Annotated in this window: 21 protein-coding genes, 1 tRNA gene and 1 pseudogene; 13 read left to right on the top strand and 10 right to left on the bottom strand. The window is 69.5% G+C overall.

Features of this window, described 5'->3' with window-relative positions:
- Positions 1-1116 precede the first annotated feature (1116 nt).
- Positions 1117-1986, bottom strand: coding sequence for an alpha/beta fold hydrolase (locus ACFVU3_RS29015; protein WP_390070765.1), 870 nt, complete (start codon positions 1984-1986; stop codon positions 1117-1119).
- 122 nt (positions 1987-2108) lie between these two features.
- Between ACFVU3_RS29015 and ACFVU3_RS29010 the strand changes: the two genes are divergently transcribed.
- Together ACFVU3_RS29010 and ACFVU3_RS29005 are read left to right on the top strand one after the other, a co-directional pair.
- Entirely contained in the window at positions 2109-2465 is a 357-nt protein-coding gene (locus ACFVU3_RS29010; RefSeq protein ID WP_390070763.1) for a TetR/AcrR family transcriptional regulator, read from the top strand.
- A complete protein-coding gene (locus ACFVU3_RS29005; RefSeq protein WP_390070803.1) occupies positions 2425-2688 on the top strand; it encodes a hypothetical protein in 264 nt (87 codons plus the stop codon). The genes ACFVU3_RS29010 and ACFVU3_RS29005 overlap by 41 nt, the downstream gene beginning before the upstream one ends.
- A gap of 1043 nt (positions 2689-3731) precedes the next feature.
- On the opposite strand, the gene ACFVU3_RS29000 is transcribed toward ACFVU3_RS29005, so the two are convergent.
- Complete coding sequence (locus ACFVU3_RS29000; RefSeq protein WP_390070761.1) at positions 3732-4328, bottom strand: TetR/AcrR family transcriptional regulator; 597 nt, start codon at positions 4326-4328, stop codon at positions 3732-3734.
- A 91-nt stretch (positions 4329-4419) separates the two neighbouring features.
- On the opposite strand from ACFVU3_RS29000, the gene ACFVU3_RS28995 reads away from it, so the two are divergent.
- Entirely contained in the window at positions 4420-5253 is an 834-nt protein-coding gene (locus ACFVU3_RS28995) for an NAD(P)H-binding protein (protein WP_390070759.1), read from the top strand.
- Positions 5254-5788: 535 nt separating this feature from the next.
- Here the strand turns inward: ACFVU3_RS28995 and ACFVU3_RS28990 are convergent.
- On the bottom strand, positions 5789-6199 hold the full coding sequence (locus ACFVU3_RS28990; RefSeq protein ID WP_390070757.1) for a hypothetical protein: 411 nt from the start codon (positions 6197-6199) through the stop codon (positions 5789-5791).
- 438 nt (positions 6200-6637) lie between these two features.
- Here ACFVU3_RS28990 and ACFVU3_RS28985 point away from each other — a divergent pair, with 438 nt between their 5' ends.
- From ACFVU3_RS28985 to ACFVU3_RS28975, 3 genes and pseudogenes are all read left to right on the top strand, one after another.
- Positions 6638-7009 (top strand): hypothetical protein, encoded by a 372-nt coding sequence (locus tag ACFVU3_RS28985; protein WP_390070755.1) that lies wholly within the window; start codon positions 6638-6640, stop codon positions 7007-7009.
- Positions 7010-7039: 30 nt separating this feature from the next.
- The gene (locus ACFVU3_RS28980) at positions 7040-7732 is read left to right on the top strand and encodes a hypothetical protein (RefSeq protein ID WP_390070754.1); all 693 of its coding nucleotides are present in this window, start codon (positions 7040-7042) and stop codon (positions 7730-7732) included.
- Positions 7733-8082: 350 nt separating this feature from the next.
- A pseudogene (locus ACFVU3_RS28975) lies at positions 8083-8208 on the top strand (universal stress protein); the annotation flags it as partial.
- Positions 8209-8369: 161 nt separating this feature from the next.
- On the opposite strand, the gene ACFVU3_RS28970 reads toward ACFVU3_RS28975, so the two are convergent.
- Entirely contained in the window at positions 8370-8573 is a 204-nt protein-coding gene (locus tag ACFVU3_RS28970; protein ID WP_390070752.1) for a hypothetical protein, read from the bottom strand.
- A gap of 437 nt (positions 8574-9010) precedes the next feature.
- Here ACFVU3_RS28970 and ACFVU3_RS28965 point away from each other — a divergent pair, with 437 nt between their 5' ends.
- A complete protein-coding gene (locus ACFVU3_RS28965) occupies positions 9011-9511 on the top strand; it encodes a hypothetical protein (protein ID WP_390070750.1) in 501 nt (166 codons plus the stop codon).
- Positions 9512-9549: 38 nt separating this feature from the next.
- Here the strand turns inward: ACFVU3_RS28965 and ACFVU3_RS28960 are convergent.
- The 3 genes from ACFVU3_RS28960 to ACFVU3_RS28950 all read right to left on the bottom strand — a co-directional run bounded on the left by ACFVU3_RS28960 (position 9550) and on the right by ACFVU3_RS28950 (position 11945).
- A tRNA-Met gene (locus ACFVU3_RS28960) sits at positions 9550-9623 on the bottom strand.
- A gap of 245 nt (positions 9624-9868) precedes the next feature.
- Positions 9869-10228, bottom strand: a complete 360-nt coding sequence (locus tag ACFVU3_RS28955) for a hypothetical protein (RefSeq protein ID WP_390070748.1) — start codon at positions 10226-10228, stop codon at positions 9869-9871.
- Between the two features lie 1111 nt (positions 10229-11339).
- Complete coding sequence (locus tag ACFVU3_RS28950) at positions 11340-11945, bottom strand: helix-turn-helix domain-containing protein (protein ID WP_390070746.1); 606 nt, start codon at positions 11943-11945, stop codon at positions 11340-11342.
- 144 nt (positions 11946-12089) lie between these two features.
- Here ACFVU3_RS28950 and ACFVU3_RS28945 point away from each other — a divergent pair, with 144 nt between their 5' ends.
- The 4 genes from ACFVU3_RS28945 (at position 12090) to ACFVU3_RS28930 (ending at position 15148) form a co-directional block, all read left to right on the top strand.
- Positions 12090-13076 (top strand): alpha/beta fold hydrolase, encoded by a 987-nt coding sequence (locus ACFVU3_RS28945; RefSeq protein WP_390070744.1) that lies wholly within the window; start codon positions 12090-12092, stop codon positions 13074-13076.
- Between the two features lie 49 nt (positions 13077-13125).
- Complete coding sequence (locus ACFVU3_RS28940) at positions 13126-13431, top strand: hypothetical protein (protein WP_390070743.1); 306 nt, start codon at positions 13126-13128, stop codon at positions 13429-13431.
- 544 nt (positions 13432-13975) lie between these two features.
- The gene (locus ACFVU3_RS28935; protein ID WP_390070741.1) at positions 13976-14326 is read left to right on the top strand and encodes a hypothetical protein; all 351 of its coding nucleotides are present in this window, start codon (positions 13976-13978) and stop codon (positions 14324-14326) included.
- A gap of 303 nt (positions 14327-14629) precedes the next feature.
- The gene (locus tag ACFVU3_RS28930; RefSeq protein WP_390070739.1) at positions 14630-15148 is read left to right on the top strand and encodes a hypothetical protein; all 519 of its coding nucleotides are present in this window, start codon (positions 14630-14632) and stop codon (positions 15146-15148) included.
- 500 nt (positions 15149-15648) lie between these two features.
- On the opposite strand, the gene ACFVU3_RS28925 is transcribed toward ACFVU3_RS28930, so the two are convergent.
- Positions 15649-16467, bottom strand: coding sequence for an MBL fold metallo-hydrolase (locus ACFVU3_RS28925; protein WP_390070737.1), 819 nt, complete (start codon positions 16465-16467; stop codon positions 15649-15651).
- A 116-nt stretch (positions 16468-16583) separates the two neighbouring features.
- On the opposite strand from ACFVU3_RS28925, the gene ACFVU3_RS28920 reads away from it, so the two are divergent.
- A complete protein-coding gene (locus ACFVU3_RS28920; protein ID WP_390070736.1) occupies positions 16584-17192 on the top strand; it encodes a helix-turn-helix domain-containing protein in 609 nt (202 codons plus the stop codon).
- Between the two features lie 449 nt (positions 17193-17641).
- On the opposite strand, the gene ACFVU3_RS28915 is transcribed toward ACFVU3_RS28920, so the two are convergent.
- Complete coding sequence (locus ACFVU3_RS28915) at positions 17642-18382, bottom strand: alpha/beta hydrolase (RefSeq protein ID WP_390070735.1); 741 nt, start codon at positions 18380-18382, stop codon at positions 17642-17644.
- A gap of 240 nt (positions 18383-18622) precedes the next feature.
- On the bottom strand, positions 18623-19180 hold the full coding sequence (locus ACFVU3_RS28910) for a GNAT family N-acetyltransferase (RefSeq protein WP_390070733.1): 558 nt from the start codon (positions 19178-19180) through the stop codon (positions 18623-18625).
- Between the two features lie 216 nt (positions 19181-19396).
- Between ACFVU3_RS28910 and ACFVU3_RS28905 the strand changes: the two genes are divergently transcribed.
- Entirely contained in the window at positions 19397-19591 is a 195-nt protein-coding gene (locus ACFVU3_RS28905; protein ID WP_390070731.1) for a hypothetical protein, read from the top strand.
- Positions 19592-19604: the final 13 nt, after the last annotated feature.

Here is a 19604-nt window from a genome sequence, read left to right as displayed (position 1 = left end):
GCGAGCCGTGACTCGGCCGGCCGTGATCGAGGCGCCCAACGGCCGCCGCACTTCGGGACTGAGAATTGGGCCCGCCGCCCATGACGAGGTGTTGCGCCGCCAGGTGCCGCTGGCGAGATCTGGCATCCAGCCGTATCGGCTCGTGTGATGGCGAGGGCCCGGCGGCCGAGGGCGCTGGGCCCGATGATCAGTAACGTTCAGGCCGTATCGTTCAGGGAGTCCTTCGCAGCGGGATGACAACGGGGCCGGTGGGCATGGCAGGGCGGGCGGCTTCCGGTGTGGCCGGCATGGCCACGATGGTGACCGGCTGCTGGCAGTGCGGACAGTTCTGGGCGGCGGTCGGCTCCAGAGGGGCGCGCTCGGGGACGGCCGGTCGGGGACCTGATCGTGGTGTGGATCTGGGTGGTGGTGGAAGGCCAGAAGGTGCGGGCGGCGCCTGCACCTCCCCGAGTCGGCGGGCGCGTTCCTCTTCGCGCTGGCGATCGCGCTGCTTCTCCGCCTCGCGCCGGCAGGCCGGTGAATGGGTGACGCCTAGAACAAGCCTGCAGCGTCTCAGCCAGCCCCTCCGAGGCGGCGGTCACTCGGAGGTGAAGGGCTCGCCGTCCTGGCCCAGCCCAAGGCTGACGGCGTTGTCGGCGAACCGGCGAATCCGTATCGCATAGCAATGTTCCTCCGCGCACGCCTGCGGCCGGGGCGTGCGCGGAGGAACGTGGAGGCCGGACCGGACGGCCGTGCCGCCCGCGGGCTCGAGCGTACGACCCGGTCAAGCCGACGACCCGGTCAAGCCGACGACTCGGTCAAGCTGACGACTCGGTCAGGTGAAACGCTCTGCACGTTCATCTGTACGCCGCAGACGGAGGAGTACGCCGATACCCGGGTCGCGCTCGTACGGCTGCAGAGCACTTCGAGGCGTGCAGGGCGGTGTCGTTCCACCACCGCGTCGCTCAGGCCGCCGAGTTCGTGCGGTCCACGGCCGGACAGTGCCTAGCCTGTCGGGGCGTGGTCGCGTGTTCGAGTCTCGTGCCATGGGCTGAGGCCGGGCAGGGAGGGCTTTCCTGTCGGGCCCGGCGCAGGGCATCCATCGGCCGGTGGATGCCCTGCGCCGCAGGGGTGTGATCAGCGGGCCAGGAAGGTGAGGATGCGCTGGTTGACTTCCTGCGGCTTCTCGGCGAGGAGGTGGTGGCCGGCGCCTTCGATCATGGCGCCGTCCGATCCCGGCGGCAGCATGGCGACGATGTCGGCGAGTGTCGCCTCGTCGACCACGGGGTCCTCGGTTCCGTGGAGGTACAGGGTGGGCTGGGAAGGCAGCTTGTCCAGCACGCGGATCATCTCCCACTGCGGGGTGCCGAAGGTCGCGGCGGGGAAGTTCTGCCGGTAGAGGTCCAGGCCGAGGCGGAGCCTCTCCGGCGTGCTGAGTCCTTCCTTCATGGCCTTGCGGTCCTCGGTGGAGTCGTAGCCGGGGACGTTTCCTGTCCAGTGGTCCCAGAGCCAGTCGAGGTAGGCGAGGTCGTTGGCCGCGACGAGCTGGTCGGCTATGGCCATCTGGAAGAAGTAGAAGTGGACGTACCGCTCGATCCTGGCGGGGTCCGTGCTGTTGCGGTCGTAGAACTCCAGGGGCGGGACGTCGTTGACGACGACCTTGGCCCACCGCTCGGGTGCGGCCGCGGCGGCGCCCCAGGTGGTGAAGCCGCCCCAGTCGTGCCCGATCAGAACGGCGTCGGAGCCGCCGCCGAGGGCCTCGTGCAGGCCGTTGGCGTCGGCGATCAGGTCGGGAAGGCGCATGCTGCCGTCCGGTGGCACCTGGGACGGGGCGAAGCCTCGCATGGTGGGGACCACGGCGTGGTACCCCGCCTCGGCCAGCGCGGGCATGAGGTACCGGTACAGGTGGGGTGTGTCGAAGCCGTGCAGCATCAGGGCGAGGGGCCCTTCGCCTGCTTCGACGTAGGCCAGGTCCAGGCCGTTGACGTTGATCCGCTTGTGTTCCATCTCCAGCTCCTCGTCTTCGAGAATCTCTAAAAAGAACGTTCTAACAAGCCGGAAGCTAACACGGCGTCCGCGCGGCCCACAAGCTAGAACGAACGATCTATCTATCCGGTACGCTCTGCCGCATGGCGAACACCCCGCAGCCAGGAACCCGGGAGCGCATCGTCCGTGCTGCCGCCCTGTCGATGCAGCGGCAGGCGTACGAAGGGACCGGCATCAAGCAGGTCGCCCAGGAGGCCCGGGCCACGCTCGGCCCGGTCTGCCACCTCTTCCCCGGCGGCAATAAGGCGCTGGAAGTGGCCGCGGTCCAGCACGCCGACCAGGAGTTCGCCGACCTGCTGTCAGCGCCGCTGCCCGGGGACGCCGGTCCGGCGAAGGCCATCGCCGGCTGCGCGCGGCGCTTGCCCGCCATCTGCGCGCATCCGAGCGGACGGCTGACCGATCAGCGCGACCGCGCTGGAAACCACTGGGCGAGTCCCTGATATCGGGCAGGCCGTCGCTCACGCCTTCCCGCACTGGCGGGATCTGGTGGCGGACACGCCTGGCGAAGCCGGATTCCCGGAGAGCGACACGTACGACCTGGCCACCACCGTCATCAGCACTCTCGAGCGTGCCGAGCTCACCGCGCAGGTCTTCAGGAGCGACACGCCGCTGACGGCCGCGGGTGAGCACCTGGCCCGTCTCATCGATGCCTGCGAGGAGTGAGAGCCACCGCTGTGCAGTGCCCGTTAGGAACCGGCCCGGACGTATGCGGCAGCCGGCCCTCACCGCCGGCCTCACCGCCAAGCCCCGGTCCGGGCCTCCGGCTTCATGACCTGACCGTCAGGTGCAGAGAGTCAGGGCGCTGCCGATGGTGCCGCCGGCAGAGGCTTGGGCACGTAACTGCGCAGGGCGGGGAAGGTGGTGACCGGTCGGCAGCGGGCGGGGGAGTCCATCACCTGTCCAGGATGATCAGGGTTCCACCGTTGTCGCCGCCGCTTTCCTTGAGATCGCTTGCGAGCCCGATCGCTGGCGCTGTTCCACCGAGAATCGGCCCAGGGTGTCCGGCGGGGCGCGGGGGTCGCGACGGGAAGGGCGGCGAAGGATGGTCGCGCACGTCATCACCCCTGGGACCGACGGTTCGGATGACAGGCACCGGCAGAGCTTGCGGGCGAGGCGATGAGGGTCCTCGGCGGTCCGGATCATGCCGGCCTCGTGGTGCTGGCCGGAGCTGCCGGACTGGGCTGCCGCGATCCAGGCTCCCTGCGAGGTCGCTTTCCGGCGTGACGAGCGGCTGATGTCAGTGGCTCACAGCGTTGGCTGCTGGCAGCCGCGTCCTGGCTGGAGCGGGCGCGACCCTCCTCGGTGGCGGCGCTCCTGGTCCCGCCTCCCGATCCCCAGGGACCCGTCATTTCCAGGTGGGGCCGAACCGGCGTTCCTGGGCCTGTCCGCTCGCCCTTTGCCGTGTCCGAGCCGGAGGCTCTCCGCGTCGGCGCCGCTCCTCACCCTGCGCGGAAAGCTGGTGCATGCCGCATCACAACGCCCTGCTGTCTCCTGGAAGGCGGCGCCGTCCGATCGGCCGCTGCCGGAAACGTCCGATCGCCCCAGAATGTCACGGAGGCGGGAATCGCCCTCGTGTGCACGTCGAGTGGGTCACCCGCTTCCGCGGCAGGGCGGATCGCTTCCGCTCAAGGAAGGTTCGGGACATCGTGCCCTCGTCTGGTGCTCGGAGCCGCACCCGTCCCTCGCCTCCTGGTACGAACCCTGGCTCAGGCGGCGTCGAGGGAGTCGATCCAGGCGATCAGGCGAGCGCCCTCGCGTTCCATGACCCCCGGGTCTCGCAGGGCGTTGGCCAGCAAGGACATGCCCTGATAGGCGCCCACCAGGGTGAGAGCCAGGCCCTCGGGATCCGGCTGGCCGAGCTCGCGGAACTGGCCCTCCACCCAGGCCAGCAGGAGCCGGACGACCCTGCCCGCTTCGGCGTCCAGGCCCCCCTGGTCGCGTTTGCCCAGCTCCGCAGCGAGAGTGCCGGTCGGGCAGCCGTAGCGGACGGCGAGGTCACGCTGACCCACCCATCCCTCGATCAGGGACTTGAGGCGCTCACGCGGATCCGGGAGCCGGCTCAGATGGCCGACGAGCAGGTTCAGATGCCGCTCGTGCTCGGACAGCGCGGCGGCAACGAGTTCGTCCTTGGTCTTGAAGTAGTAGTACACGTTGCCCACGGGCACCTCGGCCGCGTGCGCGATGTCGGCGATGGTGGTGCGCTCGGCGCCTTGCCGGTGGACAACGTCGGCCGCGGCTTCCACGAGTCGCTGCCGCTTCGCGCCGGCGACTCGTGCACGCGCAGGCTGCTTCGAGTGAGTCATCCGACTAACTATACGACCCGGCTCGTGCTACGCTCCGTCGAGTCAGTCAGTCAGTCAACTAACTAACAAACTCTGATTCGGGGACCCCTTCATGATCGTTGTCACTGGTGCCACGGGAAATGTCGGCCAGACGCTCGTCCGCCTGCTGGCCGAACAGGGACACGAGGTGGCCGCAGTCTCGCGCCGCATCACCCAGGCCGATGTCCCGTCCGGCGTGCGCGCCGTCGCCGCCGACCTCGCCCGACCGGCCGCCGGCCTGCCCTCCACGGCGGACGCGGTCTTCCTGCTCGTCGGCGGAGACCTCATGATGACCGGTGACCCCACCGACGTCGTCGCTCCGTTCGCGAACTACGGCAAGATCGTCCTGCTGTCCTCCCAGGGTGTGGTCACCCGACCCGACTCCCTGTCCCACGGACATGCCTTCGCCGCCTATGAGCAGGCCGTCATGAACTCCGGCACCGACTGGACCATCCTGCGCCCGGGCGGCTTCGCCTCCAACGCATACGCCTGGGCGCCTTCGGTCAAGGCGAGCCGCACCGTCGCCGCGCCATTCGGTGACGTCGGCCTCCCGGCCATCGACCCCGACGACATCGCCACCGTGGCCGCCGCCGTCCTGACGAGGCCCGGCCACACCCAGGCCAGCTACGAACTCACCGGCCCCGCCCCGACCACCCCGCTCCAGCGCGCCGCTGCCATCGCCGACGCCATCGGCGAGCAGGTCACCTTCATCGACCAGACCCGAGAGGAGGCCCGCGCCCATATGCTCACCTTCATGCCCGCCCCGGTCGCCGACACCACCCTCGACATCATCGGCACCCCCACCCCGCGCGAGCAGGCCGTCAGCCCTGACGTCGAGAAGATCCTCGGCCGCCCCGCCACCACCTTCGCCGACTGGGCCAAGCGCAACGCTGCCGCGTTCGCGTGACCGACGACGCCGGCACGCGCCGGGACGCCTGCGGGCACTGACACAGTGCCCGCAGGCTCGGCGCGGGCGGGCAGCCGCTACCGCACGACGAGACGACCGGCTCCACGAGGAGGTGCACACGTGACGGCCGGACCGCTCGTCCCCTGGACGTACCGCACCCCTGCCGCACTTCACGCGCGGAGGTGAGGGGCCGCCCGGCCTCTTCCGCCTCGTCGAGAAGGCACGCCGTACGGTGTGGCCGGAGTGGAACGTCCGGCGAGCCGCTCCCGTGCGTCTGACCCTTCGGCAGGCCGGTCGGGCCCCCTTGTTCCAAACAAGATCAACGGGCCACGGCCTGTGCCGCATCTCCCGGTGCGGTAGGCAGTCCGCGCCCGACGGCCTGCGGCTGTCGGCGAGCTTTTCGGGCTGACAGTGCCGGCCAAGAGCTGGACGGCCCTCAGGCGACGATGACGCTCCTGCCAGGCGACTCCTCTATCAAGATCGCCTGCGTCTGTCAGGAGCTTCGCGTGCTTGTCTGCCCGTCCTCGATGGATCGTCAAAGCTGGAGCAGGATGGCGGAGGCTTCTTCTCGAAGGCTCCCGTCGAGGTCTGATGCCAGCTCCAGGCAGAACTGTTCCAGCTGCGCCACGCCTGTGACGGACTGACGGCAGACGCTGGTGATGGCGTCATCGAGTTGATCGGCAGTGTCATCGTCGGCAGCGGCCAAGGCTTCCAGGACCAGGCGCAAGCCGATGACGTCCCGACGTTCCAGAAGCGCTTCCGCCGTCTCCTGAGTGACTGCTGTGTCCCATTCGTCCAGCAGAAGGCGGCGCAGGGCATCCACGGCGCCAGGCGCGTCTGCTGAGGCTGCCAGGCGCCGCCCGGCAGCCGCCCGGACCGCCCACGACAATGAACTGGCGTCGTGAAGAGGTCCACGCAAGCTCGCGCCATAACTGGGTTCGATCACATCATCATCCTGGCATGGAGGCCGTGGAAGCCGCCGTCACGGAAGCACGGTCAGGAAGTTCTCGGCCGGTGTGGGCGTAGGGTGCGGTCATCCAGAGCAGTAGGTCGACGATTGCGCCCCCTCAGCCAGCCGGTTCGGACCGGTCCCGGCCCTTTCCGTTCGTGCGGATTCCAGCGGTTTTCTCATGCGGATTCCAGCGGTCGTCGCGGCGCGAGATCGATGGTGCACTGCTGGAGGGCGACACGGAGCGAGGTCGAGCTGACCGGCCGCGAGGTATGGATGGTCAGTTCCTTGAGGACGTCCAGAACCAGGGACAGTAGAACCGACCGCCGGTCGATCAGCAGTACCTCCGGTTCGCCCCCCGCGGCGGAGCCTGCTATGACGATCAGCGGTTGCGGGCGGCTACTGCAGGACGATGCGACATGGCATGCTCGGTTCATGGCTCGCACGACCTTCCATGGCGACATCGCGACGGACAGCCACGAGGTGGTGATCGCGCTCCTGCGTGACGGGCTCGTGCGACCGGAACTGTCGATGGCCGTGCGGCGGAAGGGATTCGAAGCGACCTGCCGCGACGACACCATCGGGGTGTACTGCTACGAGGCCGGCGCGCCCGACTCCGGGGATTCCTTCTCCGGGGATTCCTTCTCTCTGCTCGAGGAAGTCGTGGAGGCGGAACCGGCCAGGGCAGCGGAGCGGCCGACGGCGCTCGCCGATGCCTGCCTGGTGGCCGGACTGGGCTGCTCCATCGATGACGCCGAGGTCGACGCCTCGGGCGCGGCGATCGGCGTGGAGTCGACCGTCGAATGAGATGGGCTGGGGTGCATGGTCGGAGACTGGATGCCTGAAGAACCCGCAACCGGCGCGGAACTACGCCGGCTCGGCCTCATGCTGCTCGCGCAGGTGCGGATCATTGCCGCGCACGTCACACCTACAGTGGTGATCTCTGAGTCCGCACTGCCAGAGGCGCCCGAGGTCGCCGAGTGGACCGAGCCGCTGCGCTATCGGTTCGCGCTGCGGGTGCAGATCGGCCTCGACGCCGATCTCTCCGCCGATGAGATTGTTCGCCGTGCCGTCGAGGCTTTCTCCACCGGCGGTTTCGACATCGTCGAGGAACGTCGTACCGGCACGGTCGCGGCGCGGGTTGTGGTGACCGGGAGCCGTGCCGGGTTCCGGATCGCTATGAACGTCTGGCCCGCGACGGGTGATGTTGTCTATGCCGGTGCCACGCCGGCAGTGGCCCTGCGGGCCCCACGAGCACGCCCCGCCCCCGTTGGCACGGCGGAAACAGTCGAGCCGGGTCACGTGCTCTGCTACGAGTGCGACGGGCTCGGCTGGTGCCCGGCCTGCTACGGCTTCAGCTGGGTAGTCAATGACACCGGACTGCGGCAATCGTGCCCGGAATGTCAAAACTACCGGATCTGCCCGATCTGCCGCTGCGCCGGACAGCTGCAGATCGCCCGGCTGCGCCGGGCCGAACGGGCCTTCTACCCCGAGCTCGCCGATCCGGTGGTGAGTGAGGACGAGTCGTGACGACGGCATCCTGGCCCGCAAAACCCTTCGCATCCAGACTGGGAGCGATTCGACAAGAAGCGGATCAGCATCGGGCATGACCGCGAAGGAAATGCAACGCGAGGGCACGCTGCACGCAGCGACCTGGATCCGTACAGCAAGATGCCATCCGACCGGCCTGCGCGATGGCGCAAGGAAAATGCGCCATCGCCCCGTCCGGACCACTCTGGCCAGAGGTTTGTGCCACCGCGTTCCCGCTGTCTCCGCTCCACCGGGAGGCGTCTTGGCCGTGTTTGCTCTGCTCCTGCCGACACTGCTCGTAGTGGTGAGCGGCAAGGCGCGTGAGGTACTGACTCGAGGCAAGCAGGGCGGCTCACCTACTGGTGGTGGATGCCCGCGGGCGCAGCGGTATCGCCGGACTGATCCTGGGCTCGGTGAGCCGGGCCTCAATGACCCACGCACACTGCCCGGTCGTCAGGGTTCGCGGGACGCCGTGAGGACGAAACGCCCGGGAGATCGGGTACTTGAGAATCGAGAGCGCATCCTCGTCGCAGAGCGACTGATCGACTCTCCGCAGGGCCGGACGCACCTAAACGGAACTGGCCGTACCAGCCTCGATCCTGCGCGGAGCCCCTGTGCGTCGACGTTTGACATGTGATCAGGATGCGTGCCGGTAGGCGGGCGGCCAAACCACGGGGTGGTCCCAGTGGGCGTTGAGCCGGTCGAGGACGGGCTCGATGCGGAGCCTCGGTTCTCTTGCGGGATCGAGGGACAGCTGGGTTTCGGGGCCCTGCTCGGCGGCCGCGAGATCTTCGGCGGTCAGGACGATCCGCCGGGCCCGGGCGCGCTGGAGCCATGCCATCGAGGATCCGTCGCGTTGCGGAGGTCCTCGGTGTGCCCGGACGTGGCTGGCAGCGCCCGGGTCCTGGTGACGCTCGCCCCGCCTGCGAGTCCCACGGTGAGGGTGACGTTGCTGGGCGACCTGGTCGCGGCGCCGGATCCGTTCCCCGACGCTTGTGCCCTTTCGCAGGAGTGCCGGAGCCGGTCAGGGCGGGCGGGGCGACGGGCTCCCACACGGAATCGGAGACGTAGGCCCAGGCGGCGTCGGTGTGCCGGCCGAGGTGGAGGCGGACGTCGCGGGCGAGGCCCTGGCGCAGGCAGCCGACCAGGAGCAGCCTGGCGTGGCCCGGGCCGGCGGTCCGCTGTGCGCCGAGCGCGGCGAGGGCGCGGGTGGCGGCGTGCCAGTCGGCGGGGGTCCAGTGGTCGTCGGGCGCCGCGGAGGGTGGAGCAGATGAGGCCGTGGAGGTAGTACGGCCACAGGCCGAATGGGCTCTCGCTGACGAAGGGGGGTCGATCAGGCGGCGGGCGGCGGGCGGCGGCTTGGTGGGCGAGGCTGGTGGTCTGGGTGACGGACCGCAGCAGGTGGCGTTCGGCGGGTGTGAGGCGGGCGAGCGTGCGGGCGATCAGGGCACCGAGGTCGTGCTCGAAGTCGGCCGGATGAGGGGTGTGGCCGGGTTGGCGGAGCTCGAGAAGCCGCATGACGGCGAGGCCGAGGTAGAGCGGCAGTCCGTGGGGGCGGACGGCGATCACGTCACGGACAGGTCCGGGGATGAGCGGGGCACCGTCGGCCTCGAGGCGGCGGGCCAAGGGTCGCCACAGTCCTCGGATGCGAAGTCGACGACCAGTACCTGTCGGGCTGCGGACGGGTGCGGCGTCGGGGAGGTGTCCGCGGGCGTGAGGGATGCCGCCGGGCCGGACCACGAGCCGGACGGGCAGCTTGAGATGCCGGCGCACGCATGAGGCCCAGATCCTGTGGATCCGGGCCTCATGTCATTCAGTAGCGGGGACAGGATTTGAACCTGCGACCTCTGGGTTATGAGCCCAGCGAGCTACCGAGCTGCTCCACCCCGCGTCGGTAGGCCCAACTCTACGTCATTCGCGGCACCGTCCAAAACCAGGTCGCGTGGCCCTCTCAGTCGTCCGTACACCGAAGCTGGGGGCGGAGGTCTACGAAACCCAGCGAGAGACGTTCGAGGACCCGCCGGTCTTCTCCCTCAGCGAGCATCATTGAGCACCGCTCCCCGCGTTCAGCCACTCGGCGAGGACCTGCCGGCGCTCGGCTTCGGCGAGCACCAAGTGTTGCGGGCTCCCGCCAGCTCAGCTCACGGAGACGTAGAGCTGGTCGTCATTGGTCAGGCAGGCGCTGACCCTTAAGAACTGCCACATGGCGACCATGTGTTTCCCACACCCTTGAATGGCCTGGTCCACGGCCGCGAACTCTTCCAGAGAGGGCAGCATCGGCGTCGAGTCGAGCACTTCCCGGATCGGTCCCCAGACCGGGCCGAGGATGTCGCGGGCGGCCGCTTGGTCCGCGAGTCCCTCCCGAATCAGAGCGTTCCCACCCGCTTTCTCCGCGGCATCAGCGTGCGCGATCAGCGTGAGGACCCCGCACGTGCCCAGGAGCAGCTCCCTGTACAGCTCGTGCAGGTCGATCCGATGGGTCTGGAACGCCAGCATCAAGGCAGGCGAGCGGGGGTGCACCTGGTCGAGGAGGCCGACGAAAGCCTCGCGGTAGCCCTCGCCTACGCGGCCGGAGAGGGCTGCCGACCGGGTCTCTCCGACATCGCCCGTGACGGTGGCCCACCTCCGAAGGAAGATGCTGGAGATCCGGTCGCACCGGAACTCGTCGGCCGCCCCGTACGCCCAGATCGCCGCACATTCTTCGGGCGTCTTCGAACGGGTCGTCTTGGGGGCCCGGTTCCGGCTTCATGCGAGCGGCCACCGACAACACGGCGGGCCCGGGACCTCACACGAACCACCCGGCGGTCGGACGACGCGTGTGGACGGCGGCAGGACGGGGGAGCATCTCACCGCTCCACCTGTGCGACGAGCGGGCGGACAGGGCAGGGGCCAAGACGGAGTGAAGGGTGACGACATGCCCAGGCACGCCCCTACACCGACGAAGGTGTATGTCTGCTCTGAGTGCGGTACCAAGACCAAGGCGAGCCTGCGCAGCGGTCGCCTCTACGACCATCCGATGCCGGGACAGCAGAGGGCCGGCAGCCCCAGATCCTGCCCACAGTCCGGGGTCGTGGTCCTGTCCGCCAAGGACCTGGAGAACAGTTACGAGTGCGCCTGCGGTAGCTGGGCCCGTGTCACCTTCAAGAAGGCACTTGCCCAGCACCTCATGCCTGAGGGCGGACGGTGCCCTCTTTCCGGGGAACCGCTACAGGCCCCCGCTGCACGTCCCGTCGTGGATGGCCTGCTGCGCATGGTGCCGCCTGCCCCGACTCAGGGATGGGCAAAGCCAGTCACGACCAGGAGCGGCTCCAGCGTGTACGCAATCCCCGCCGGGCTGCCTGGCCACGGACGACGCCGCTAACCACCCCCGCACCGCGCCGCCCACGGACCTCGGCCGGACGATGGCGCCTGGACCCGGTGTCCCCAGGTGGTCGGGTGAAGGGTGAGAGTCAACACGGGGTTCGTCCCGCTCCAGCAGCAGATCTGCCCCTCCGTCATCCCCGGGCCGGACGCCACCGGGGTCAGCGTGAGGTTGGAGAAGGCTCAGTGCGGTTGTCACCAGCGAGGCGCGCGGCTTGTCACAAATACTCGTTCAGTAGCCTCTCCGTCACCAGTTCCTCGACGACCAGCTGCGCGGCCGTAGACGCTCGCCCTGGGGTCCGAACATGATCAGGTACTCGACCGGTCCGCCGGGGCTGGCGTTCGCCACCCCGTGCGGGGTGCGGGTGTCGAACTCGGCGACATCCCCCGGGGTCAGGATGAGGTCCTGGTCGCCGATGGCGAGCCATAGTCGCCCGTACAGGACGCACAGCCACTCGTGGCCGTCGTGGGAGACCTGACGGGGCCGCGCGGGCGGAAGCTCGAGGGCGGGCAGGACGTGCTTGTGGGCGTGCAGGCCGCCGACGTACCGGGTCAGCGGTAGCACCGCCTTGTCGTCGCCGAAGCTCAGCGGCGCCGTAGCACGCGGCTCGGCGGCCCCGGGGCCGGGCGCGGTGCCGGCCAGCTCGTCCAGGGAGACGCCGTATTCCTTCGACAGGTGCAACAGCACCTCCAGGGTGGGCTTGCGCCGGCCGGTCTCGATCCGGGACAGCGTGCTGGCCGAGATGCCGGTCGCGCGGCTGACACCGGCGAGCGTCGCACCGTAGTGCTCGCGCGCGGCCCGCAACCGGGGCCCCATCGCGGCCAGCGTGCCGTCCACGTCGTCGACTGCCACCCTTCCCGCTCCTTCCAGTCGTGCCGCTCCAGCGCTCTGTCCTGCGACCTTGCCAGAATGGCAACGCTGATCGCGCCGAGAGGCCGCCGCGCCGCATGATCGATGGGTACCCGACAGCCGCCCGCGAACCGAGGAGCAGTACCCATGCACTCCGAGCCGACCGCCGCACTCCGCCACCGCATGGTCGAGGTCCCTGCCGGACGCCTGCACCTGGTCGAGCAGGGCACCGGCCCGCTGGTCCTGCTCGTGCACGGCTTCCCCGAGTCCTGGTACTCCTGGCGCCACCAACTCCCGGCCCTCGCTGCGGCCGGGTACCGGGCGGTGGCGATCGACGTACGCGGCTACGGCCGCTCCTCCAAACCGGAGGCGATCGACGCCTACCGCATGCTCGACCTGGTGGAGGACAACGTCGCCGTCGTGCGTGCCCTCGGCGAGGAGAGCGCGGTCGTCGTCGGCCACGACTGGGGCTCCAACATCGCCGCCGCCTCCGCCCTGCTGCATCCCGGGGTCTTCCGCGCGGTCGGCTTGCTCAGCGTCCCGTACGCGCCGCCCGGCGGCCCCCGCCCCACCGACATCTTCGGCCAGATCGGCGGCCCCGAGCAGGAGTTCTACGTCTCCTACTTCCAGGAGCCCGGCCGCGCCGAGGCGGAGATCGAGCCCGACGTCCGGGGCTGGCTCGCGGGCTTCTACGCGGCCCTGTCCGCCGACACCATGCCGGCCGAGGGTGAGCCCGACCCGCACTTCGTCGCCCTCGGCCGTCAGCTGCGCGACCGCTTCCCCGCCGGCCCGCTCCCGGCCTGGCTGAGCGAGGAGGACCTCGACTTCTATGCCGCGGAGTTCGAGCGAACTGGCCTGACCGGCGCCCTCAACCGCTACCGCAACATGGACCGCGACTGGGAAGACCTCGCCCCGCACCGCGGAGCCCCGATCAGACAGCCCGCCTTGTTCGTCGGTGGCGCACTGGACGCATCCACCACCTGGATGGCCGACGCCATCGACGCCTACCCCACCACCCTCCCCGCCCTGTCCGGCTCCCACCTCCTGGACGGTTGCGGCCACTGGATCCAGCAGGAACGCCCCGACGAGGTCAACAGCCTGCTGACCGACTGGCTCGCCACCATCCAGGACTGAACCAGACGGGCTGTCTGGGCAATTGGGGGGCGTTTCGGAAGGCGAGGGCGTGTACCGGATCGCTCCCGGAGGGGACGGCGTGCCGGTGGCGTGGCAGGTGGCGAGTACCGGCGGACTGGCCGTGCCGACGCTGCGGGGCGCCGGCGTCCCGGCCGTCATCGACTTCGGCAACCGGAACCTGGTGCTGCTGTCCTGGCATCTGAGCAGCACCGATGTCTCCGCGGCCGTCTCCCTCGCCCACGTGGTGACCGGGCGGACCGTCTCGCTGAGACTCTGCTCTTCCGGGGCACTGTGGCGGAGACGTGGCCTGGCGTGTCTGGCAGCGGTGCGCCCGCCTCCAGCGGTCCCTGCCTGACGTCTGAATGCCAGGCCGCGCAACGGCATCGGACCGTTCCTCGATGCGACCCGGTATCTTCCGCGTGCACTGTGCCGCCGTCCCGCACGACGTGAACGGCAATGGCCTCTCTCCGACGTCCTGGGCCTCTCCGGGGACGGCCGTACCGATCTGGTGGCCACCGGCAGGGCCGGTGTCCTGTGGTTGTACAAGGGCACCGTGAGGGCCACCGCCCCCTTCGCGGTCCGCACCCGCGTCGGCGGCTGGAACGCCTGCAGTCGCATCTGCCGCGGCCGGGAACCACGCCGGCGCTCCCGGGGCGTCCTTGTGACCCGCGACCACGCCGGTGACCCCCTCGCCGGCGCCGGGCGCACCACCGTGTAGTCCTCCGGGTCCAGCCGCAGGTAGCTGTTGGAGGGCGTCCACAGCGTGGCGGGGGTCGTTTCTTCTCGTGTGGGGAACGGGGCGTGTGATCCGGCCGCACTTGTTGTGAACGCGAGCGGTGTGCTTGTCCCCCCGGTGAGGATGAGTCGCATGGCGTCGATGAGTCAGACCGGAGGTTCTTGTGGCGGACACTGGCGATGACAGACAGGACGGCGGTTGGGATGCGCTGTGGGCCGTCCTGGGAGGGCTGGCCGGATTCATCCTGATGATGAAGTACGCGGAAGCAGCTGGTGTCTTGAACACCGGGCCGGCGCCGGCGAAGGAAACCATCATCGGGTTGGCCCTCCTCCTGGCTCCCGCTGCTGTCTTCGGCGCCGCTGGCGGTCGGATTCGGGACGAGGTGGCGAAAGAGAGAACCACCTGGGCGACCTACTGGACGACGACGGTGACTGTTTTCGTGGCCGTGTTCGCGCTTCTGGGCATTACCACCATCGACGACCTGACTGAGATGCTGGACCGATGGGGAGAGTAGTCCGCCGTCCCCCTTGGCGACCGCCATCTGTGGCAGCGTGAAGTCTGGGCCGGCGCGGACTTCAGGGCATCAGACGGTAGTCAGGCACGTAACGACGGCCGTATGGGGTCGGTGCGGTGCGGTGCGTTCGCGTCCGGGGCGGGCCTTCTGGGAGGTGTCGTCAAGATGTCACGCTCACGTCAGGAGCGAGGGTCACGGCTGCTGGTAGAACTGGACCGTGCCCGGTCCGGAGCCGGCACGGATGACTCCCTTGCCCAGCGGCCGCGTCCTCCCTCCGCCCGGGCCTTCACCATGGAGCCCGCTTTGCCCCTGCGGACAGGTACGGCCCGCCCGGTATCCCTGCTCCTGGCGGTCGTGCTCGCGGCCGTGACGCTCACCGGCTGCGCCCTGCCGGAACTTGCCAGGGACTGCGAGGGGACCGGCGACCGGGTGAAGGAGACAGCGGCGCTCGGCATCCTCGACTCCCGGCCCGACGGGGCCGCCGTAGCCCGGGGCTTCGAGGAGGCGGACGCCGGTTGCTGGGCGGACAGTGGCGATGTCGTGGTGTACGCCGGCCGGACGTACACCTTCCCCGGCGCACAGGCCGAAGTGACTGAGCACTACCGGACGGCGGCGGTACGGGACGGATGGAATCCGGACCCCGAAGCCTTGCCCGGCGACCTGTGCTTCACCAGAGAGGGCATGGCCCTGTCGATTGTCTTCCTGACCGCCGAGCGCCTCGCGGAGGACGGTCACGGAAGCCGCCCCGACCTCACCAGCGGGGCCGGCTACTCGGTCAGCGTCGACTCGTACGTGAACAGCGGCGCCGAGGCCGGCTGCTAGGTTCTGCCGTCCATGCGATCTCGGCGGGTGGCTCGTGGCCGGGTGATACGTCGTCATGAACTGGCGGATGCCGAGTGGGATTTCGTGCGGCCATTGCTGCCTCGGACATCAATGGGGCGCCCTTGGCTGGATGACCGGGCGATGCTCAACGGGATCGCGTGGACGTTCCGTGCACGACGGAAACAGGGGTGGCCTGACGGGACGTGCCCGAGCGGCACGGATCCTGGGCCGGCCTGCATACCCGCTTCCGCCGCTGGGCCACAAACGGCATGTTCGACCGGATGCTGCAGAGCGCGCAGGCGGGCCGCCGTGGGGGCGGCCTGGCCTCGGCCGGGGGAGCGAGGGGTCTGCGGTCCGGCTCGGACCCGCACGGGCCGGCCGGCCCGTGCGGTGTGCGGTGGGCATCACTGCCGTGCCGGCGCGGGCGCCGTGGGGGTGGTCTCTGGAGCGGGGTGAGGGGGCTGGAGTGTGTGGGTGCGGACCGCGGCCGGCGGGGTGGGTCAGCCGATCGGTGGTGCGAGGTATTCCAGTGCGTAGCTGTTGCCGGAGGGGGTGATGCGGGCGATGCCGGGGGAGTCGAGGTGGGCGCCGGCTACGAAGTGGTGGGGTCGGGCCAGTTGTTCGAGGAGTGCTGCTCGTGCGGCGCGTGCCTGGGGCTGGTCGCCGTCGAGTTCCCAGGACACGTTCGGCTGGCCGATCTGGAGGGTGGGGACGTGGACGGTGTCGCCCCAGGCGAGAAGCCGGCCGGTGCCGCTTCTGACCTCGTAGACGGTGTGGCCGGGTGTGTGGCCGGGTGCCGGGATCGCGGTGGTCCAGTCGTTGACCGCGGTTTTCTCCGGCACGGGTACGACTCGGTCCCGGATCGGCTCGAGCCGTCCCGTGAACACCGAGGTGTCGCCCGCGCCGATCCATACGCGCTCGAGTCCGGTGAACGCCTCTGTACCGTCCGGCATGATCAGGCCGCCCACGTGGTCCGGGTGCCTGTGGGTGATGGCCACGTCGGTGATGCCCGCGCGGTCGATTCCCGCTTCGTCGAGCGCGTCGTAGAGCAGCCCCATGGTGGGGTCGTGCCAGGCATCGGACGCGCCGGTGTCGATGAGGACCGACCGCGTGCCGTCGGCGACGAAGAAGGCGTTGACCGACAGCCTCAGGTTGTCGCCGGCCAGCGGGACGGCGGCCGGCAGCTCACCGAGCGTGCGCCCGTCCTCGTCGCGCAGCCGTGTCGGCGGCATGTTGATGTACCCGTCCCGCAGCGAGATCACCTGCAGATCGCCTAATGCAAACGTGGCATGGTGCCGGCCGCTCGAGATGAAACGCATGGAACCCCTCCGTAGTGTCGGGCACACATCACGCATCTCCGATAGGAGACGAAAGATCTTCTATCGAAGAAACCCTACACTGTGGGCATCGCGATACACATCGATCGAGGAGCACGGTGGCCAGGCAGGACGAGAACGCGGCCGGACCGCAGTACGGTGACGACCTGGCCGGCGCGTTCGGCAGCAACGTGCGGCGCCGCCGCGAGGAAGCGGGCCTCACGCTGGAGCAGCTGTCCGCACAGTCGACGGTCAGCCGCGCGATGCTGTCCAAGGTCGAACGCGGGGAGAAGAGCCCGACGATCGGCATCGCTTCCAGGATCGCCCACGCGCTCGATACGTCCCTCTCGGACCTGATCGGCGCTCCGGCCGCAGCCGCGTCCGGAGCGGCCGTCGTGATGCGCAAGAGCGAGCGCCCCGTCTTCCGTGACCCGGAAACCGGCTTCGAACGACACATCGTGTCAGCGGCCCCCGGAGCGGGGCGAGCCGAGATGATCGTCCATCACCTCCCCGCGCACGTCTCCACAGGACTGCTGCCCGCGTACCCGCCGGGCACGGAGAAACAACTCGTAGTGCTCCAAGGCACCCTCACGGCCGCGGTCGGCGGGATCAGCGAGACCCTGAACGCAGGCGACTCCCTGTTCCTCCAGGCCGACGCGGACCACGGCTTCGCCAACCGGACGAACGCCCCGTGCGAGTACATCATGGTCATCTCGCGCAGAACCTGATCCGGCCACACCGCACTCCACGGCCTCAAGATCAGCGCACTGCCCTTCTGTGCCCACCCCGGAGCCGGCGCGAATCGACCGTGATGCGAACGGGGGGCACCTTGCGCCGGCTTCGCCCGCTCCGGCCACGAGAACGGGCCCTGGCGCAGCTTCCGTGACGCCGGACCCCCGACCGCACCATGGGCCCGCCAGGCGGGGGCGCCAACAGGCCGGCACAAGTCGTGCCAGAAGCCTCCGAACCGACCGCACCTGTAAACGAGTCTGGGCAGTACTCGGAGCCCTGCTGAAGCCGGACGGCTCATGACTTCAGGCAGCACGGGCCCCTGCCGGGAGTTCGACAGGGGCCCACGGTGCAGACAGCCGCGGAAGGCCGGGACCTGTCCTCGGTGAACGGCCTGGCGGCTGGCATCACCTGCCGTCTACCGCCTGCCGCCGGTCTTACGGCCCGCTCACGTCAGATGACGGGTGAAGAACCGGGCCGCGGCGTCCCCCGCGAACTGTGGGACACCGGTGTGCCCGCCCATGCTGGCGTACAGGGACTTCTCCTCGGAGCCGAAGGCGTCGAAGAGATCCAGGGCCGCCTGCCGGTCGTTGCCTTCGTCGTCCCACTGCAGCAGGACATGTACCGGGATGGTGACCTGCCGGGCCTCCTGGAACATGGCGCGAGGCACGAAACTCCCGGCGAAGAGAGCGGCAGCCGTGATGCGCGGCTCGACCACCGCAAGCCGGACACCGATGGAGATCACTCCCCCCGAGTACCCGACCGGGCCGCAGACCCCGGGCAGCGAGAGCAGGGAGTCCAGCGCGGCCTGCCACTCCGGGACGGCCTTGTCGACGAGCGGGAGGATGAGCGCGTCGACGATCTCGTCGCTGACAGGCTCGCCGGCCTGCAAGGCCCGGCGCATGCCGGCGCGGGCAAGCTCGGCGGCAGGCCAGCGGGGCCGCTCGCCGCTCCCGGGGAGCTCGATGGTGGCCGTGGCGAACCCATCCGCCGCGGCGCGCCGGGCCCGGGCCACCAGACGGGGATACATCGTGCGCAGTCCGAGCGGGGGATGACCCAGCAGGATCAGCGGGACCGGCGCGGACTCGGATGCGGAACCAGGCGTCCACAGGATGCCGGGGATCTCACCCAGGGTGAATTCACGCTCGAGGACACCGTCGTCGAGCCGCTGCTGAGAAGCGAAATGCATGGTCGTGCCTTTCGGGAGTGCACAGAACGGCGCTCCCGGACGACCTATCGCCCGACCGTGACCCCGGAGGGGAGCACCCACGTCGAAACGTTCACGGGTACCACCTCCTCGATCTGCTGCACGGCCTCCGGAAAACTAGCAGCGATCGCCATGGCCCGCCAACAGGTTTTGCGGTGATCACCGAACACGACGCACTGCCGACAAGACAATGTCAAGAGTTGTGGCCTGGGGCGTTGCCGTCTACCGCTGTTCCCACTCGGTTCGGGTGAGTTCATACTCGACTTCACCGTGCTCGGAGCCCTTGATCGCCTCCGGCCAGTCCCCGGTGAAGCTCCGGAGGAAGGACAGGCCCGACTTCTCCATGACGCGGCGGGAACGGGTGTTGACGGCCATCGTGTTCGCCGTGACCCGCTCGACTTCCAGGTCCGTGAACCCCTTGTGAATCAGGGACCGGGACCCCTCGGTGGCGTAGCCGTGCCCCCATGCCGCTTGGTTCAACCGGTAGCCGAGTTCGACCACGGCGGGGCTGTGCTCGTCCAGCGGCCGGAACTCGAACCAGCCCAAGAAAGTGCCGGTGAGCTTCTCCTGCGCGGCCCAGTAGCCACGGGTCCCCCAGCACGGGTAGTCGTGCACGAGTCGCGGCAGGACCCGCGTCTCGATGGTCTCGCGGCTGGTGGGGCGGCCTCCGTTGATGAAGCGCATGACCTCGGGGTCGTTGTCCAGGGCGAGCAGGTGGTCGGTGTCGGCCGTCGTGAACGCGCGCAGGACGAGCCGGGCGGTCTCCAGGAAGTTGGACATGCCGAGATCTTCACCACGGGCTGGCCGGGTCTGCCACCGGATTTCCGGCCGGCGGCCGTCGGTGGTGTTCATGCCGCGCGGGTCGCGGCTCTCTCGACGATGAGGCCCCGCTCGAAGCCGGCCCCGGCACGGACCAGTGCGACGAGGTGGGGTGCGTTCACGGCTCGCCACCGCCACACCTGTCCCCGCTTCACACGCGGGTCGGGTGGGGGAGGGGTGGTCGGGCTGGGCGGTGTGGAGAATTGCCTGCTGTTGCTGATCTGGCTGTTCGGTTTCGTCGCTCTGTCAGGGGTGATCCTGGAAAACGCGATGAGCATGGTCGTGGTCCTCTTCGCGCCTCTCGTCCGTGTCGCTGCGGTCCCGGCCGCCGTCAACCTCTTCGCGGGCAGCCTGCTGGGTGCCTGGGCCTGAGCGTCCCGGGCGG

Source organism: Streptomyces sp. NPDC058052 (genome assembly GCF_042885515.1).
In the GTDB taxonomy this organism is placed as follows: domain Bacteria; phylum Actinomycetota; class Actinomycetes; order Streptomycetales; family Streptomycetaceae; genus Streptomyces.
The sequence above is the reverse complement of the archived record's forward strand: the minus strand, read 5'-3'. Positions and strand labels throughout refer to the sequence as shown.